This window comes from Streptomyces sp. NPDC090499 (assembly GCF_044769305.1).
GTDB lineage: Bacteria > Actinomycetota > Actinomycetes > Streptomycetales > Streptomycetaceae > Streptomyces.
Window position 1 is genome coordinate 198565 of record NZ_JBIVXP010000005.1, and the last position, 17468, is coordinate 216032.

The following is a 17468-nucleotide window of genomic DNA, read 5'->3' on the forward strand; positions in this document are numbered from 1 at the left end:
GCCATGTCCGGATCACGCCCGGCAGTCCCCGCACGCGCCCGAGCCAGGACCGCCAGGACCACCCGAGCCAGGACCCTGACCGCCCTTGTGATCGCCTTCCTCTACTGCACCCTCGTGCCCGCCGCCGCCGAGACCTACGTCCCGATCTCCGGCGCCGGCTCCACCTGGAGCCAGAACGCCCTGGACCAGTGGCGGGCCAACGTCAAGCAGTACGGCATGACGGTGAACTACAACGGCACCGGCTCCTCCGACGGCCGCAACCAGTTCCGCAACGGCACCGTCGACTACGCGGTGTCGGAAATCCCGTACGGCATCAAGGACTCGGGCGTCGTGGACCCGCCGCCGTCCCGCAAGTACGCGTACATGCCGATCGTGGCCGGTGGTACGTCCTTCATGTACAACCTCACGATCGCGGGCCGCCGGGTGACCAACCTCCGGCTCTCCGGGGACGTCATCGCCAAGATGTTCACCGGCGCCATCACGACCTGGAACGACCCGGCGATCAAGGCCGACAACCCGGCCTTGGCCGCGGCGCTGCCCGCGCGCCGGGTGGTGCCGGTGGTGCGCTCGGACGGCTCGGGCACGACCGCGCAGTTCACGACCTGGATGAGCAAGCGGTACGGCTCCGTGTGGGACGCCTACTGCCGTCGCGCCGGACGCAGCACACCCTGCGGGACCACCTCCAACTACCCGCTCGTACCGGGCAGTGGCTTCGTCGCCCAGTCGGGTTCGAACGGGGTCTCAGGCTATGTCGCCCAGGGCGGCAACGTCGGCACGATCACCTACGTCGAGTACTCGTACGCCGTGTACACCACCGGCTTCCCGGTCGCCAAGGTGCTCAACCAGGCCGGGTACTACGTGGAGCCGAAGGCCAGCAACGTCGCCGTCGCCCTGCTCAAGGCGCGGATCAACGAGGACAGTTCCTCGCCGGGCTATCTCACGCAGATCCTCGACGACGTCTACACCGACCCGGACGCGCGGGCCTATCCGCTGTCGAGCTACAGCTACATGATCCTGCCGACCAGGCTGGAGTCGAACTTCAACACCCAGAAGGGCAAGACGCTCGGCGCCTTCTCGTACTACTTCCTCTGCCAGGGACAGCAGCACGTGGACGACCTCGGTTACTCCCCGCTGCCGATCAACCTCGTGCAGGCCGGCCTCAACCAGGTGCGCAAGATCCCCGGTGTCGACGTCGAGTCGATCAACATCAAGAACTGCCACAACCCCACCTTCTCCAGCGACGGCGGCAACACCCTCGCCAGGACCGCCGCCTACCCGCCCGCCTGTGACAAGAAGGGCACGACCCAGTGCTCCACCGGCACGGGCGGCGCGAAGGACCCGACCGTGGTGGGCGGCGGGTCCGGCGGCGCGGGTGGCACCGGCGGGTCCGGCGGGTCAGGGGGCGCCGGTACGTCGGGTGGGGCGAGCGGGGCGACCGGTGGCGGCGGCAGTTCAGGAGGGTCCGCCTCAGGCGGGGGATCGGGCGGAGGTACGACCGCGGGTGCCGGGTCCGGCGGCAGCGCGAGCCCGTCGACCGACCCGGACACCGGCCAGGTGATCGGCGCGGACGGCGGCTCCGCGGCGAGCGGCGCCGGCGGCGCGTACGCCGTGCCGGTCTCCACGTCCAGGAGCATCGGAAGCGGCATGCAGGCCGTGCTGATGGCGCTGGCGGGCGTGCTGCTGCTGGCCCTCACCGTCGGGCCGCCCCTGATCAACTCCCGGCTCCGGGCGAAGCGGGGCGGCTCATGAGCGCCGTCCGCCGGTCGCCGGCCGGACTGCTCGCCGCCCTCGTCCTCACCCTCGTCCTCGCGCTCGCGACGACCGGCGCGGCCACCTCGTCCGCCACCCCGTCCGCCACCACGGAGGGATCCGCGGTCACCGTCTCGGGGACCGGCGCCTACGCGAACCTGAAGGTCACGGTGAGCCAGACCGCCCACCTGGTCAACCAGGTGATCAAGATCTCCTGGAAGGGCGCCACGCCCACCGTCTCCGACACCGACTACGCGGCCGACTACCTCCAGATCATGCAGTGCTGGGGGGACGGTGCGAGCGGTCCCGACCCGGAGCAGTGCCAGTTCGGCGGCTCCTCCGCGCTCGGTGCCGGCGCGGGCAGCCAGGGCGCCGGCGCGTACACCAACACCCGGCAGCTCACCTACGGCGGCCTGAAGGACCCTGCCCAGCAACTCCCGCCACCGACCTCGACCGGCATCTCGTACATGCCCTTCCACTCGGTGACCGGTGATGTCATCACCAAGGGCAACTGGAACGAGTTCTACGACTCGAACAGCACCAATGAAGTGCCCTACGCCCGCACCGGTTCCGACGGCACCGGCGAGGTGTACTTCGAGGCCCAGACCTCCCTGGAGGCGCCGGGCCTCGGCTGCGGCGCGGTGCCGGCCGGGGCGAGCGCCCCGGCCACCGGCCGCACGTGCTGGCTCGTCGTCGTGCCGCGTGGCGAGAAAGAAGTCGACGGCGGCGGGTACCGGTCCCAGCCGAACGGGCTGCTGCAGTCGTCGCCGCTGACCGCCACCAACTGGCGGCAGCGCATCGTCGTACCGCTGTCGTTCGAGCCGATCGGCAACTTCTGCCCGATCGGCGCCGACGAGCGCAGCACACTGGGCGACGAGCCGGTCGCCGAGGCGGTCCTGCGCTGGCAGCCCGCGCTGTGCCAGACCGGGGACAAGGCCATCTACGGCTATGCCCAGGTCACCGACGACACCGCCCGCGCCAAGCTGGTCTCCGGCAAGCCCGGCATGGTCTTCCTCAACCGCCCGGTCACCGGCGACCAGCTGCCCGCGGACCAGCACCCCGTCTACGCACCGGTGACCCTCTCCGGGCTGACGTTCGGCTTCTTCGTCGAGAGCCGGGCCGGCTTCAACGCCCCCGCCGACGTCAAGGCACGCGACGGCACCCGGCTCGCCTCGCTCGACCTGACCCCGAGACTGGTCGCCAAGCTGCTCACCGAGTCCTATCAGGACGGCAACTCCCGCTTCGCGCCCAGCACCCGGAACAACCCGTTCAACCTGGCCCGCGACCCCGAGTTCCGCAGGTACAATCCCGGCTACGCGGACCTGGACTTCGGCGGCAACCTCGGCGACGCCCTGGTGCCCGAGGCGCTGTCCGACGCGGCCTGGCAGCTGTGGAACTGGGTCGGCCAGGACCCGGCCGCCCGCGAGTTCCTCGACGGGACCGCCGACAACCAGGGCCGCTACGGCGACGCCTCCTTCTCCGGGATGACGGTCAACCCGGCCTACAAGGGCATCAAGCTGCCCGTCACCGACTACCCGAAGAGCGACCCGTTCTGCCAGCAGTTCCAGGACCACCCGGACAACCCGCTGTGCGTGCAGGACAAGCACCCGTACGCCACCGACATGCACGCCGCCGCCCGCGCGGTCGCCCGCGGTGACACGCTGGCCCGCACCACCTGGGACAACACCGCCATCCCGCCCGCCTACAAGAAGAACCCCGCGCAGCCGGCGGGCCAGCGGGCCGTGCTCGCCGTGACCGACACGGCGACGGCGAACCGCTACGGGCTGGTGACGGCGAAACTGCAGAACGCGGCGGGGAAGTTCGTGGCCCCGACCTCGACCGCCCTGCTGGCGGGCGAGGCGGCGATGAAACCCAGCGGTGTCACGGGCGTGCTGCGGACCGACCCGACGTCGACGTCCGCGGGCGCCTATCCGCTGACGCTGCTCACCTATGCCGCGACCGTGCCGGAGAAGCTGACCAAGAAGGAAGGCCAGGACTTCGCGGCGCTGCTGAGGTTCGCAGCGGGCAGCGGGCAGACACCCGGCGTGTCCGCGGGGACCCTGCCGGGCGGGTACGCGCCGCTGCCGAAGAGCCTCCGCGGACAGACCGGTGCCGCGGCCGACGCCATCGCGTCCAGGGCCGGTTCCGGCACCGGGGGCTCCTCCGGCGGCACGAGCGGCGGCTCGGGCGGTGCGGGGGGCGGATCCGGGTCGACCTCGGGCGGCGGCGGTACGACGAGCGGCGGCGCCGGTGCTGGAGGGACGGCGGGCGCGGGCGGCGCCGGGGGCACGTCGGCGTCCCCCTCGTCCCCCTTGTCCTCCCCGCCGCCGTCCGCCCGGCCGTCCGGATCGCCGTCCGCCACGGCCCCCACCGCGAGCGGCAGTTCGACCCCGCTCACTCCGCCCTGGGTGCTCGGCGCCGTGCGCTACACCCTCCTGATCGCCCTCGTCGTCGGCCTCGCGGCGACCGCCGGCGGCCCCCTCCTGCCGAGGGTGGCCCCGCAGCTGGCGGCCGTTGTCGCGGCCCGGCGGGCGAGGGGCCGGACACCCCGCGGCCGGGGGAGGTGATGCCCGCACCCGAAAGATCGACAGGTCCGCGCCAACGAACTGTCTGAAACCGGCGCCGGGCATCACCCGGCGCAAGCCTAGCCGAGGGGTAAACCCACGTGAACACAAGAAAGATAGCCATCGCCGCCGTCGGTCTCGCCGGCCTCCTCACCGGTACCGTCAGCGCCGGCATGGCCGTCGCCGACCCGTCCGGCACTCCGACCTACCGCCAGCTGTCCGGTGTGGGCTCCGACACCACGCAGGGCGTGATGAACGGCCTCGCCAACTCCATCACCGTCAACGGCCAGAAGGTCATCGGTTCGTACGACGCCGTCGGCTCGGCGAACATCACCACCAAGGACCCCGCCACCACGCCCGGCTGCACCATGGCCCGGCCGAACGGCTCGGGTGCCGGCCGGACCGCCCTGTCGAACTCGCTCGCGGCGGGCAACGGCTGCCTGGACTTCTCCCGGTCCTCCAGCCTGAACCTGGCGGCGGCGAGCCCGGGCCTGACCTACGTCCCGTTCGCCGTGGACGCGGTCAGCTACGCGATCACGCCGACCAGCCAGATCCCGCGCAAGCTCGCCCTGACCGACCTCAAGGCGATCTACCACTGCGACCCCAACTACGTGGGGACCGGACCGAACTACGACATCACGGTCTACCTGCCGCAGGCGGGCTCCGGTACGCGCTCCTTCTGGGAGTCGACGATGGGCATCACCGACGCCGACGTGGTCGCGGGCGTCTACCCCTGCATCAAGGACACCAAGAACGGTTCGCCGGTCGAGGAGCACGACGGCCGCGTCCTCGACGACAAGTCGATCGCTCCGTTCTCCATCGCCCAGTACAACGCGCAGAGTTCGCAGACCATCGCGGACGTCCGCGGCCGGGCCATCCTCGGCACCATCGACGACGTGGCGCCCAACACGCTGAACAGCAGCTTCGGCGTGAAGCGCGACGTCTACAACGTGATCCCGACCTCCAAGATCGGTACGGCGCCCTGGAGCACCGTGTTCGTCGGGTCCAACTCGCTCATCTGCCAGCAGTCCAACCTCATCAACGAGTACGGCTTCGCCACCAACGCGAACTGCGGCGACACCAGCAAGCAGACCCCGTGACCGGGTGGGTCGACCCCGAATCACCCGCACCCTCCCAGCAGTCCTCCACGAAGGAGAGCACAACCGTGTGGAAGCTCAGACTCTCGCGGGTCACGGCGGGCGGTCTCGCGGCCCTGGTGGCTCTGCTGACGGTCGGCCTCGTGGCCCCGTCGGCGTCCGCCGCCGAGATCGGCACCGCGACCGTCACCCCGGCGACCGGCACTGACACGTCCAGCATGAACGTCACCACGTCGGGTGCCTGCCCGGCGAACGCCACCAACGTGATCGTGTCGGTGACGGGCTCCGGATTCCCGGCCGCCGGCCAGAACGTCGTCGGCAACTCGCCGATCAGCTCGTACGGCACGGACAGCAACGGCGGCCTGATCATTCCGCTCACGCAGACCATGCGGGACTACGCCAACACGGCCGGTTTCACCACCCTGACGGGCAAGTACACCTTCCTCGTCACCTGCCGTACGGCGTTCAACGGCACCAGCCTCGGTGACTTCCCGGCGTCGGTCTGGTTCACGTCCAACACGACGTACCAGAACACCGACCCGTCGGTGAAGACGCCCACCACCACGTCCCTCGCCGTCTCCCCGGCGAGCCCCGTCACCGCGGGCACCAACGTCACGCTGACCGCGACCGTGGCCCCGGCCGCCGCCGCGGGCACCGTGCAGTTCCGCGACAACGGCACCGCGCTGGGCGCGCCCGTCACCGTGAACAACGGCACGGCCGTCCTCAGCACCGCCAACCTGGCCGCGGGCTCGCACTCGCTGACCGCGGACTTCACGCCGACCAGCACCAGCTACGACGTGTCCTCCTCCAGCGCGGTCGCCTACACGGTCAACACGGCCCCCGCCCAGCAGACCACCACCGCGCTCGCCGTCTCCCCGGCCGGTACGGCGGCCCAGTTCAGCCCGGTCGCCTTCACGGCCACCGTCACGCCGAACGGCGCCGCCGGTTCCGTGAAGTTCCAGGACACCGTGGGCGCGACCACGACCACCCTGGCCACCGTGCCGGTCTCGGGCGGCCAGGCCACGTACAGCACCTCCGGCCTGGCCACCGGGGACCACACCTTCTCCGCCACCTTCGTCCCGGCCGACACCACCAGGTACCTCGGTTCGGACTCGGCCCAGATCGCCTACACGATCGGTGCGTTCGCCGGCGTCACCGCCTCGGAGAACATCACCACGACCGTCAACCCGGGTGCGCTGGTCATCAGCGTCGACGCCCCGAACGTCACCCTGCCGTCGCCCGTGCTCAACACCAACGGCGACCTGCTGACCACCGCCGGCAAGATCAACCCGGTCACGCTGACCGACACCCGTGCCGGCAACCCCGGCTGGTCGGTGAGCGGCCAGGTGTCGGACTTCTCCGACGGCGGCACGCACAAGATCAACGGCCAGAACCTCGGCTGGACCCCGAACGTCGTCGACAAGTCGGCGGCCCAGACCGTCACGGCCGGCGGCGCCGTCGCCGCCGCGAGCGGTGTCGCGCCGGCCGACGCCGGCAACGCCGGTCTGAAGTCGTCCCGTTCGCTGGCCACCGGCACGGGTCTCGGCACCGCGCACCTCGGCGCCGACCTCGCGCTCAACGTGCCGACCTCGACCGTCGCCGGCACCTACACCGCAACGCTCACCCTGACGGCCATCTGACATCCCCGGATGGCCAGGGGTGACGCCGATCCCTACCCCCGGCGTCACCCCGGGTCCGGGGCGGGCGGGCCCCTCCGCCCGCCCCGGACGCACCTCGGCTTCCCCGTGCGGGTCGTCCGCCCCGACTGCCTTTCGGGGCGGGCGGCCGTAGCCTCCCGCCCCACTGACGTCCCAGCCCGCGCTCGCGCCCGATCGGACGACCGACATGATCACCGCCACTGCCCGCCGTCTTGCCGCCCTCCTGCTCGCCGTCTGCGCCCTCGCCGGGCTCCCGGCCGCCGCGTGGGCTGCCGCCTCGTCAACACCGGCCGCCTCGCACGGGCGTACCACCTTCGGCATCCAGCCGTCGGGTGCGAAGAAGCCCGACCGGCGGCCGAACCTCTCGTACAGCGTGACCCCGGGCGCGGCCCTGCGGGACCACGTAGCCGTGTGGAACTACGGCACCAGGCCGCTCACCCTGCGGCTGTACGGGGGCGACGCCTTCATCACCGCCGACGGCGGCTTCGACGTGCTCGCGGCGAACAGGAAGTCGACCGCCGTGGGCTCCTGGGTGAGGCTCGGCAAGGGGCGGGTGACGGTCCCCGGCCGGTCCCATGTCATCGTCCCCTTCACCCTGGCCGTGCCGCGGAACGTGACCCCCGGCGACCACGCGGGCGGCATCGTCGCCTCGCTCGCCGCCACCCGCACGGACGCCAAGGGCAACAAGGTCGAGGTCGACCAGCGTGTGGGCGCGCGCATCTACCTCCGCGTCGCGGGCAAGCTCGACGCGCGGCTCTCCGTGGACGGCCCGCACACCACCTACCACGGCACGCTCAACCCCTTCGGGACCGGCACCGCCACGGTCACCTACACCGTGCGCAACACGGGCAACGTCCGGCTGGGCGCGCGCCAGACGGTGCGGGTGAGCGACCTGTTCGGCGGCGACGCGACGGTCCGCAAGCCCCGGGACATCCCCGAACTCCTGCCCGGCTCCGCCCTGACCGTCACGGCCTCGGCCAGGGGCGTCCTGCCCACGGTGCGGGACACGGCCACCGTCTCCGTCGACCCGGTCCCGGTACGCGGCGACGTCCCGCCGCCGGTGCACCCCCGGGTCACCGCGTCGGCCGGCTTCTGGGCCGTGCCCTGGCCCGCGCTCGGCCTGATTCTGCTGGTGGTCGCGGCCGTGGTGGTGTTCTTCGTGCGACGCCGGCCGCGCCGCCGGGGCACGGGCGCCGCGGGCCGCCGACCTGTGGAAAGTGAGCGGCGCCGGGCCACGGCCGGGCAGGCGGCGGCGATGGCGATCGGCACGACGGCGATGGTGCTCGCCGGTGCGTCCTCCGCGCGGGCGGCCGACGCCGGGCAGCTCACCGTCTCCCCCCAGCACGGCAGTGACACCCAGCCCGTCACCATCACCATGGCCGAGCCCTGCCCGTCAGGCACGACGAACGTCATCGCACGCGTCGCCGGTGCCGGATTCCCCCGCGCCGGCCAGATCGTCGTGGGCAACGCGCCCCTCGCCACGTACCAGAAGACGCCCGGGGGCGGTGCCTCGATCCCGCTGATCTACACGATGCGGGACTACGCCACCACCGCCGGATTCCACACGTTGCGCGGTACGTACACCTTCACGCTCAGCTGCCTCAAGGGGGCGTTCTCGCAGTCGAGCGTGCGGGACTTCAGCGGGTCGCTGCGGTTCTCGTCCAACACCGCGTACCGGGACGGGACGAAGGCGAAGGCGTCGGCAGGTGTGGGCGCGGGGGCAGGGGCCGGCGCGTCGCCGTCGTCCGGGTCGGGGCAGGCGGGCGGTTCGGCCTCGCCCGGGGGCAGCGGCGCGGCGTCCGGGGGATCGTCGCCCGCGGTGCCGAACGGCGGCCCCGCCGCACCCACAGCAGCGGCCGGCGGCGGCGTGCAGAGGGCCGCCGCGCCCACGGCCCAGCACTCGAACGCCAAGCTCATCGCGTTGTCGACGTCCGGATTCGTCGTCGCCCTCCTGGCCCTGCTCGTGGGCGCCCTGTTCTGGGTGCGAGGGCGCCGGGCCCGCGCGGCCGTCACATCCGGATCGAGCGACTGAACACCCACACCCGATCACACGAGCCAGAGGAGACATCACCGTGTCGTCGAAACGTCTGTCCGGTCCGGCCGCCGCCGGCCTCGGAGCGCTGCTGCTGGCCTGCGGCACAGCGGGTCTGCTGGTCGCACCCGGCGCACACGCGGCCGCCGCCGGCGAGCTGGAGGTGGCTCCGGCCACGGGCAAGGACACCGAGACCATGACCCTGACCTCGGCGGCCGCGTGCCCGTCGAACGCCACCAACCTGATCATGACCGTGACCGGTTCCGGCTTCCCGTCGGGCGGCAAGGTCGTGGTCGGCAACTCGCCGCTCACCACGTACGGAACGACGCCCGCCGGCGGCTATGTCGTCCCGCTCACGGAGACGATGCGGGACTACGCGAACGAGGCCGGGTTCCAGACCCTGCAGGGCCGCTACGACTTCACACTCACCTGCCGTACCGCCTTCAACGGCACCAGTCTGGCCGACTTCACCGCGCCGATCTGGTTCACCTCGAACACCGACTACCAGGACACCGACCCCGGCGGGGGCGCCACGACCAGCCCGCCCGCCTCCTCGTCGCCGCCCGCCACCTCGACCCCGTCGGACTCGGCCACGCCGACGGAGACCGACAGCTCCACGGACACGGCGACCCCCACCGACACGGCGACCCCGACGGACACCGCGTCGCCGACCGACACCGCCAGTCCCACGGACACGGCCGGTACGGGCGGTTCGGACGGCGGCAGCACCTCCGGCGGCTCGGAGGGCATAGGCACCGACGTCACCGGCGGTTCCAGCGGCGGCCATGGCTCCCTCGCCTCCACCGGCACCGGCGCGGCCCTGCTGGCCTCCGTCGCCGCGGCCCTCGTCCTGCTGGGCACCCTCTTCGTCCAGTCGGTCCGTCGGCGCCGCCTGCTGGACTTCCCCGAAACCCCGCACCACTCGCACCACGACACCGACCGCTCGCAGGACTGAGAGCAGGAGAAGACACAGCCATGATGTTCACTTCAGTACGCCGTTCCGTGCCGGCCGGTCTCGCCGCCGTGCTCGTCGCCGGGGCGATCGGCCTCGGCGCGACCGGGGCCGAGGCGGCTTCGCTCGGCACCCTGGAGGTCAGCCCGGCCACGGGCACCGACACCAGCGGAATGACCGTCACCACGTCCGGCGCGTGCCCCGGCCCGGCGACGAACCTCATCGTCTCGGTCACCGGTTCCGGCTTCCCGTCGGACGGCAAGGTCGTGGTCAGCAACTCGCCGATCGGCACGTACCAGACGTCACCGGCCGGCGGGATCGTGGTGCCGCTGACGGAGACGATGCGGGACTACGCGAACGAGGCCGGCTTCCAGACCCTGCAGGGCCGCTACGACTTCACGCTCACCTGCCGGGGCGCCTTCGGCTCGGCGACGTACGGCGACTTCGGCGCCCCGATCTGGTTCACCTCCAACACCGCCTACCAGAACACCGACCCGGTCCCGTCCGTGACCGCGACGACGACCACGCTCGCGGCCACCCCGGCGAGCCCGGTCGTGGCGGGCACGTCCGTCAAGCTCACCGCGACGGTGGCGCCCAACACGGCCGCCGGCACGGTCCAGTTCAAGGACGGCACCCAGGCGCTCGGCAGCCCGGTCGCCGTGTCCGCCGGCACGGCGGCGCTGACCACGTCCGCGCTGGCCGCGGGCAGCCACTCCCTGACCGCCGTGTTCACTCCGTCCGACGCCGCCGTGTACGCGCCCTCCGCCTCGACCGCGCTGCCCTACACCGTCAAGGTCAAGCCCCCGACGGTCGTCACGGCGCCGAAGGTGACGGGCACGGTGCGGGTCGGCTCCACCGTGACGTGCAGCGCCACCTTCGGCGGCGCGACCTCCTCCACGTACGCCTGGCTGCGTGACGGCAGCGCGATCGGCGGGGCGACCGCGCGCACCCGCACCCTGGTCGCCGCCGACTACCCGCACAAGCTCGCCTGCCGGGTCACCGCCACCAACAGCGGCGGCAGCACGAGTGCGACCAGCCCCGCCGTGACCGTGGCCCGCGGCCCGGCCCTGAAGAACACCACGCGCCCGTCGGTCACCGGAACGGCGAAGACCGGCAAGCGGCTCACCGCCAAGCCCGGCAGCTGGAAGCCCGCGGCGACGTCGTACGGCTACGTCTGGAAGCGCGACGGGCACGCGATCCGCGGCGGGACGCACTCCACGTACGTCCTCACCCGCACGGACAAGGGCCACCTGATCACGGTGACCATCACCGCGAAGCGGTCCGGCTACGCCAACGGGACGGCCACGTCGAAGTCAGTGAGGGTGGGATGACCTCACCCAGCGCCGTGGTGCGGGCTCCGGCCGGCGGAGGGGCATCCGACCCCTCCGAGGCGGAGCCCGCCCCGGCACGGAAGACCCGCCCGGCCGGCCCCGGGATCCGGGTCCTCGGCGTCGCGCTGAGCATCCTCGGCGCGCTGCTGCTCGGATTCGTCCTGGACGCCGGCCCGTTGGGCGACCTCCGCCACGTCCGCGACCGGCAGGTCGACTACGCCGCCCTCCGGGGCGCCCTGGCCAACGGGGTGGCTCCGGTGGGCGGCGCGGTTCCGCCCGGGACACCGGTGGCACTCCTCAGCATCCCTGCCCTGCACCTGCGCGAGGTCGTCCGGGAGGGCACCACGGCCGACGACCTGTCCCGCGGCCCGGGCCACCGCAGGGACACGCCCCTGCCGGGCCAGGCCGGGGTCAGCGTCGTCATGGGCCGGCAGACGACGTTCGGCGGCCCCTTCCTGCACCTGCGGGAGCTGCGGCCGGGGGTGGAGTTCACCGTGACGACCGGCCAGGGCAGGCACACCTACCGGGTGCTCGGTCTGCGCCGCGCCGGTGATCCGCAGCCGGCGGCACCGGCTGCGGGCCACGGCCGGCTCACCCTGGTCACGGCCGACGGCACGCCCTTCATGCCCCGGGGCATCCTGCGCGTGGACGCGGACCTGGTCTCCCGGGTCCAGGCCACCCCGACGCCTGGCGTCGCCCCCGGCGCCCTCCCGGAGGACGAGACACCGATGGCCGCCCAGCCCTCGGCCTGGCTGTCCCTGGTGCTCTGGGGACAGGCACTCGTGCTCGTGGCCGCGGCCATCGCGTGGAGCCACGCCCGCTGGGGCCGCCGCCACACCTGGGTGTTCGGGGTCCCCCTGCTGGGAGTCCTCGGTCTCGCCGTCGCCGACCGGGCGACCGCACTCCTCCCCAACCTGATGTGACAGCCGACCGAGGACGTGCAGTGACCGAACAGACCAGCGGCGAGACGGACACCACCGTTTCCCTGCCCGCCCATCCGGAGGCGGCCGCCGGCGCCGACCTCGACACCCGCCGGATCTCGGCCTGGTTCGGTGACCACAAAGTCCTGGACCGCGTGTCGCTGTCGATGCCGTCCGGCCTGGTGACGGCCCTCATCGGCCCCTCCGGCTGCGGCAAGTCCACCTTCCTCCGCATCCTCAACCGCATGCACGAGCTGATCCCGGCCGCGACCCTGGCCGGCGAGGTCCTCCTGGACGGCGAGGACATCTACGCTCCCGGCCGCCGTCTCACCGAGACCCGCCGCCAGATCGGCATGGTCTTCCAGAAGCCGAACCCCTTCCCCGCGATGTCCCTCTACGACAACGTCACCTCGGGTCTCAAACTCACCGGTACGCACATGAGCGGCGCGGCCCGCGACGACCTGGTCGAGGAGTGCCTCACCAAGGCGGGCCTGTGGCAGGAGGTGCGCACCCGCCTCCGCCAGCCCGGCGGCGCCCTCTCCGGCGGTCAGCAGCAACGCCTGTGCATAGCCCGCTCCCTCGCGGTCCGCCCCAAGGTCCTCCTCATGGACGAGCCCTGCTCCGCCCTGGACCCCACCTCGACCCTGCGCATCGAGCGGACGATCCGCGAACTGGCCCACGAGGTCACGATCGTCATCGTCACCCACAACATGCAGCAGGCGGCCCGCATATCCGACCGGTGCGCCTTCTTCCTCGCCGCCCAGGGCACCCCCGGCACCATCGTCGAACACGGCCCCACCTCCACCCTGTTCTCCACCCCCTCCGACCCTCGTACGGCGGACTACGTGCAGGGCCGCTTCGGCTGACGACAGGCTCCCGCGTCCGCATGTCCTCCCGGCCGCGGAAGACGTCGATGTCGCCTGATCGCTCTCGGGGACCGTTTGGGTACCAGCGGTCCTTGACCGGTGTCGGCGGGTGAGGAAGGCCGTCGCGGGAAGGTGCCGTCACCACCGGGTTGCGCGACGCCATCGGGCAGTACACCGCCGTCTGGTTCCCCGGCGCCTGGGCCGCGTTCGCACCGCACCGTCCCGCAGGCCGTGTCGACACCGAGGTCGAGCCGCCGGAGAGAGGCCGGCCGGGAGCAGCTCCGAGGCGGCTCGTACCCCCGATGCCCGGTCGGCTTCTCGACGGCTGCCCGCCCGGTGGTGATCCGGCCCCTCCCGCTGACGCCGCGGTGACGCCTCCGTAACGGCCCCCCTGCCAACGTAGCCATCGCCGGACGGGCCTGGACGGCCCGCCGGGACCGGACTACCAGCGGGGGAATCATGTCGGCATTCGGGGACCGGGCACTTCTCGCACTGAGTGACCCGGTCGCTCTCGGGGCGTTGCTGTCGCCCACCGGCGGTTCGGGCGACCAGCGGGTCCGCACGATGCTGGCCTCGGTCTACGACCTGTCGGCCGTCCGGCTCGACACGATCACCGACGCACGGGTGCGGGAGATCGCCCTGCAACGGCCGCTGTTCCCGGCCGGCCGCCAGGACGGGGCGTGGTCGCAACTCGTACCGTCCTACACCCGCACGGAACTGACCCTGACGGTGCCCGAGCCCACCCGGCCGGTCTGGATCGACCTGCGCGCCGCCATCGACGTCACGCTGGTCGCCGAGATCGACCCGGCCGGCGTGGAATCGGTGGTGGCACGGGCGTTCGACGACTTCGCCACCTTCGACGAGTTCCGGGCGAGGTTCACCTTCTTCGATCTCGACGCCTTCCTCGCCGAGCACGCAATCAGCACGGTGGAGGAACTGAAGGACGCCTTCCACTACGTGGTCGCGGAGATACAGCTGCGCACACCACCCCCCTTCGACCCCGACGACCCGGCGAACACGCACACCCTGCCGGTCACCCTGGCGGCCGTGGTCGTCGACCCGTTCGACCTCGCCGGCGGGCTGCGCGCCACCCGGCTCGTACGGGAGGCGGCCCGGCCCCTGACCGGCCCGGTCCCCGCCGGGCTCCCGGCCGAGGCCACCGAGGCCTACGCGACGGCCCTCGTCATCGCCGCCGACGGTCTGCCCGACGGGCTCGCCGCGGCGGACGTCGAACGGCTCTGTGCCGCCGAAGGCGTCGTCAGCCTCTTCCTGCCGGCCTCGTGAGGAAGCCGTCATGACAGCGACCGAGGAGCGGGCCGAGCGGCCCGGGACCCGGCCACCCCTATCTGCCACCGATTCGGCCTGACCGGCCGCGCCATGGAGGAGAACCCTGATGCCCGTTCGGTATATCCGGGTTGACCCGACCGTCAACCTGTTCGCACCGGCCGTCCGCGCCTTCGGCACGATCGCGATCGTGGGCCGCGTGACCACCCCGGACCCCGCCCCGCCCGCGTCCGCGTCCGCGTCGGCGTCGGCCTCGGCGTCGGCGTCGGCCAGGAAGTCGGCCGCCGCGGACGCGGCAGCGGCCGTGCCGCCCACGCCGGTGGCGTTCACCAGCCCGGACAAGGCGGAGGAGACCTTCCCGGGAGAACTCGGCAAGGCACTCACGCTGGTGTTCAAGCAGAGCCCCGGCCCGACTCTCGTCTACGGCGTCCCGGTCGACGCCACCGCGCCGGACTGGAAGGGCGCGCTCTCGGTCGTCGCCGGCCTGAACGTCCAGCTCGTCGTGGTCGCCAACACCCCGATCGACGCCACCTCGAAGGCCCCCGACGGACCCATCGGGCTGCTCTCCGCCCACGTCACCTCGGTGTCCGAAACGGGTGCCGACGGGATGGAGCGCATGGGTGTCGCGATGCTGCCCAAGGGCAGCACGGACCCGAAGGTGATCCTGTCCAACGAGCGGATGGTCTACATCGCGCACAACAGCGAAGAGGACGCGGCGGTGGCCGTGACCGGCACCATCGCGGGCTACGAACCCTTCGTGTCGCTGCTGCTGAAGCAGGTGAACATCGAGAGCCCGCCGTTCAACCCGACCGACATCGACACCTTGAACGGACCGACGGAGGTCTCCGGATCGGGCCCGACGGGAGCCGGTGTCAACTGGCTGACAAGTCCGGCGCTCATCCCCGGCAACGGCGTCTACATGGGCGAGGGCTACACCGGCAACCCCGGCAGCCCCAAGAAGTACATCGACGTCTGCCGCTTCATCGACCACCTGTCCTTCCTGCTCAAGGCACAGCTCATCGGCTCGGTCGGGAACGTGCGGATCAGCAGGTCCGGACTGCGCGCCCTGGTCGCCCAGATGGAGGCGGTGCTCAGCCCCTTCGTGGACGCAGGCGTCCTCAACAGCTTCGAGATCGTCGTCCCCGTCCTCGTCCTCCTGGACAAGGACCCGGCCACGCTCACCACCGACGAGGCGAACCGGATCCACGCCGCCGAGGTGCAGCGCCTCGTGCAGGTGCTGGCCGCCGTCGAGTACGCGGGCGCCGTGCACCGGATCTCCATCGACCTGAAGTTCGAGTAGGGAACCTCGACCAGCCACATCCCACTAGGAAGGCACACCTGATGGCCGACTGGAACACACGCCTCGAAGTGAAACTCGGGGACTCCACCATCACCCCCATCTCGACGTTCACCCCGACCTTCAACGCGCCGCACACCGTGCTGCACAGCGTCGAGGCGGACAACGTCGGGTTCGTCCGCCAGCCCGCGACCTTCACGTTCACCATGGGCGTGCCGGCGGTCGCCACCGCGGTCGCCGACCTGACCCAACTGGCCACCGAGGGAACCGAGTTCCAGATCATCGTGGCCGAGAAGAAGGGTACTGACTGGGCCTTCAACTCGATGAAGTTCGCCCGCTGCGTCGTCACGTCGGCGAACCCCAGCAACGTGGTGATCGACGGCGTCCCGCAGGCGAGCTTCACCTGCCTCGCGCTCTCCGTCGGGGTCGAGGCGTAACCCGTGGACGGCGACCCGGACGAGGGTCCGGACGGCGTCGAGAGCGGTCCCGGCGGCCAGGACGTGTTCCCCGTACCGGGATTCGCGACCGGCGGCCGGGTGGAACGCACCGGGATCGCGCTGGTGCACGAGGGCGAGTACATCGTCCCGCAGGCCGGCAGCGAGGCCGTGATCTCGCCGGAGAGCGGGTCCGCGGTCGTCAACTACTACTTCCCCGTCCAGGTGGAGGTCGTGGGGACGCTGCCGGACACCGAGGTCCAACGGGTGGCCGGTTACGTCTTCGACCAGCTCGACCGGGAACTGGCGACCCGGATCTGACGGACGCGAAGGGGGAGGAAAACGATGGCTGATGCGGTGAACCTGCCGGTGCTGGTGGGCCCTGTGCAGCTGCTGTACGTGCAGAGCATGACCGTCAACGAGGGCTACCGCATCGAGCGGATCATGGGCAGCCGGTTCTCCCAGGCCACCCAGCCCACGAACAAGACGATCGCGATCGAGGCCGTCCTGCTCGGCCCGCAGCGGCTGGAGCAGAAGAAGGCCCTGGAGGCGCTCGCGCTCACCTCGCGGCTGCTGGTCGCCGCCATGGCCCGGGGCGAGTCGGCGGTCGGCATCCCGGTGGTGTCGGGGCTGACCACCAGCCTGAACATGCAGGTCACCGATCTGCGCTTCACCCAGGGAGTGGCCAAGCGGGACGCGCTGGACGTGTCGATCACGCTCCAGCAGATCCCGCCGGCCCTCACCACCGCGGTACTCGGCGAGATCGGCGACCTCGTCCTCGCCGTCGGCACCGCGGCCGTACCCACCGGACCGGTGGCCAGTCCCATCGCCCGTGTCCCGGGCGGCCTGTTGTAAGTCCGCGACGAACCCCGTCATGACCAAGGAGGCAGGATATGGCGGCCCTGAACTACCTCGCCCTGCCCATCGACCCGGCCGACGGGTTCCCGCAGGCGTTCCGGCTCACCCTCGGCGTTCGCTCCTACCGGTTCCGGCTCTACGCCAACGTGGCGGAGGACCTCCTCGACGACGCGTCGGGCGAGCTGCTCGACCTGCCGGCCGAGCGCGCGTTCCTCGTGCTGTCGGTCGACCGCGAGGAGCCGGCCGGCCCGACCACCATCCTGCGGCGCAAGCTGGCGCCCGGGGTGGAGTACCACGCGGCCGAACTGGCCCTGACGTTCCCCACGATGCTGCTGGACCCGCGCAATCTCAACGGCGCCGGCTCGTTCGGCTCCCGGGTCGTCGGAGGGGTGGCCCTGCGATGAACGAACGGGCGAACTCCCGCCG

The 17468-nt window shown here is 71.9% G+C and carries 15 protein-coding genes; all 15 read left to right on the forward strand.

The features are described 5' to 3' along the window. Positions 1-3 precede the first annotated feature (3 nt). The 15 genes from pstS (at position 4) to ACIQVL_RS20330 (ending at position 17446) form a co-directional block, all read left to right on the forward strand. The gene (pstS, locus tag ACIQVL_RS20260; protein ID WP_403439580.1) at positions 4-1749 is read left to right on the forward strand and encodes a phosphate ABC transporter substrate-binding protein PstS; all 1746 of its coding nucleotides are present in this window, start codon (positions 4-6) and stop codon (positions 1747-1749) included. Beyond that, a complete protein-coding gene (locus ACIQVL_RS20265) occupies positions 1746-4316 on the forward strand; it encodes a hypothetical protein (RefSeq protein ID WP_403475984.1) in 2571 nt (856 codons plus the stop codon). The genes pstS and ACIQVL_RS20265 overlap by 4 nt, the downstream gene beginning before the upstream one ends. Before the next feature lie 98 nt (positions 4317-4414). Beyond that, positions 4415-5413, forward strand: coding sequence for a hypothetical protein (locus tag ACIQVL_RS20270; protein WP_403439576.1), 999 nt, complete (start codon positions 4415-4417; stop codon positions 5411-5413). 65 nt (positions 5414-5478) lie between these two features. Beyond that, positions 5479-7050, forward strand: coding sequence for an Ig-like domain repeat protein (locus ACIQVL_RS20275; RefSeq protein ID WP_403439574.1), 1572 nt, complete (start codon positions 5479-5481; stop codon positions 7048-7050). A gap of 205 nt (positions 7051-7255) precedes the next feature. After that, complete coding sequence (locus ACIQVL_RS20280; RefSeq protein WP_403475985.1) at positions 7256-9100, forward strand: hypothetical protein; 1845 nt, start codon at positions 7256-7258, stop codon at positions 9098-9100. Between the two features lie 40 nt (positions 9101-9140). Further along, positions 9141-10055 carry a hypothetical protein gene (locus ACIQVL_RS20285; protein WP_403475986.1) on the forward strand — a complete coding sequence of 305 codons (915 nt, stop codon included), beginning with the start codon at positions 9141-9143 and terminating at the stop codon, positions 10053-10055. Positions 10056-10075: 20 nt separating this feature from the next. Beyond that, the gene (locus ACIQVL_RS20290; RefSeq protein WP_403475987.1) at positions 10076-11383 is read left to right on the forward strand and encodes an Ig-like domain repeat protein; all 1308 of its coding nucleotides are present in this window, start codon (positions 10076-10078) and stop codon (positions 11381-11383) included. Next, positions 11380-12306: a sortase domain-bontaining protein gene (locus tag ACIQVL_RS20295; protein ID WP_403475988.1), complete on the forward strand. Its 927-nt coding sequence runs from the start codon at positions 11380-11382 to the stop codon at positions 12304-12306. The genes ACIQVL_RS20290 and ACIQVL_RS20295 overlap by 4 nt, the downstream gene beginning before the upstream one ends. Before the next feature lie 62 nt (positions 12307-12368). Beyond that, positions 12369-13169, forward strand: coding sequence for a phosphate ABC transporter ATP-binding protein (locus ACIQVL_RS20300; RefSeq protein ID WP_403476214.1), 801 nt, complete (start codon positions 12369-12371; stop codon positions 13167-13169). Between the two features lie 459 nt (positions 13170-13628). Continuing rightward, positions 13629-14453 carry a hypothetical protein gene (locus tag ACIQVL_RS20305; protein ID WP_403475989.1) on the forward strand — a complete coding sequence of 275 codons (825 nt, stop codon included), beginning with the start codon at positions 13629-13631 and terminating at the stop codon, positions 14451-14453. Positions 14454-14562: 109 nt separating this feature from the next. Beyond that, positions 14563-15753, forward strand: coding sequence for a hypothetical protein (locus tag ACIQVL_RS20310; protein ID WP_403475990.1), 1191 nt, complete (start codon positions 14563-14565; stop codon positions 15751-15753). Positions 15754-15794: 41 nt separating this feature from the next. Next, the gene (locus tag ACIQVL_RS20315; protein WP_393662020.1) at positions 15795-16187 is read left to right on the forward strand and encodes a hypothetical protein; all 393 of its coding nucleotides are present in this window, start codon (positions 15795-15797) and stop codon (positions 16185-16187) included. A gap of 3 nt (positions 16188-16190) precedes the next feature. Then, entirely contained in the window at positions 16191-16505 is a 315-nt protein-coding gene (locus tag ACIQVL_RS20320) for a hypothetical protein (protein WP_403439561.1), read from the forward strand. 24 nt (positions 16506-16529) lie between these two features. Beyond that, on the forward strand, positions 16530-17039 hold the full coding sequence (locus tag ACIQVL_RS20325; protein WP_403475991.1) for a hypothetical protein: 510 nt from the start codon (positions 16530-16532) through the stop codon (positions 17037-17039). Positions 17040-17077: 38 nt separating this feature from the next. Further along, positions 17078-17446 (forward strand): hypothetical protein, encoded by a 369-nt coding sequence (locus ACIQVL_RS20330; RefSeq protein ID WP_403475992.1) that lies wholly within the window; start codon positions 17078-17080, stop codon positions 17444-17446. Positions 17447-17468 lie beyond the last annotated feature (22 nt).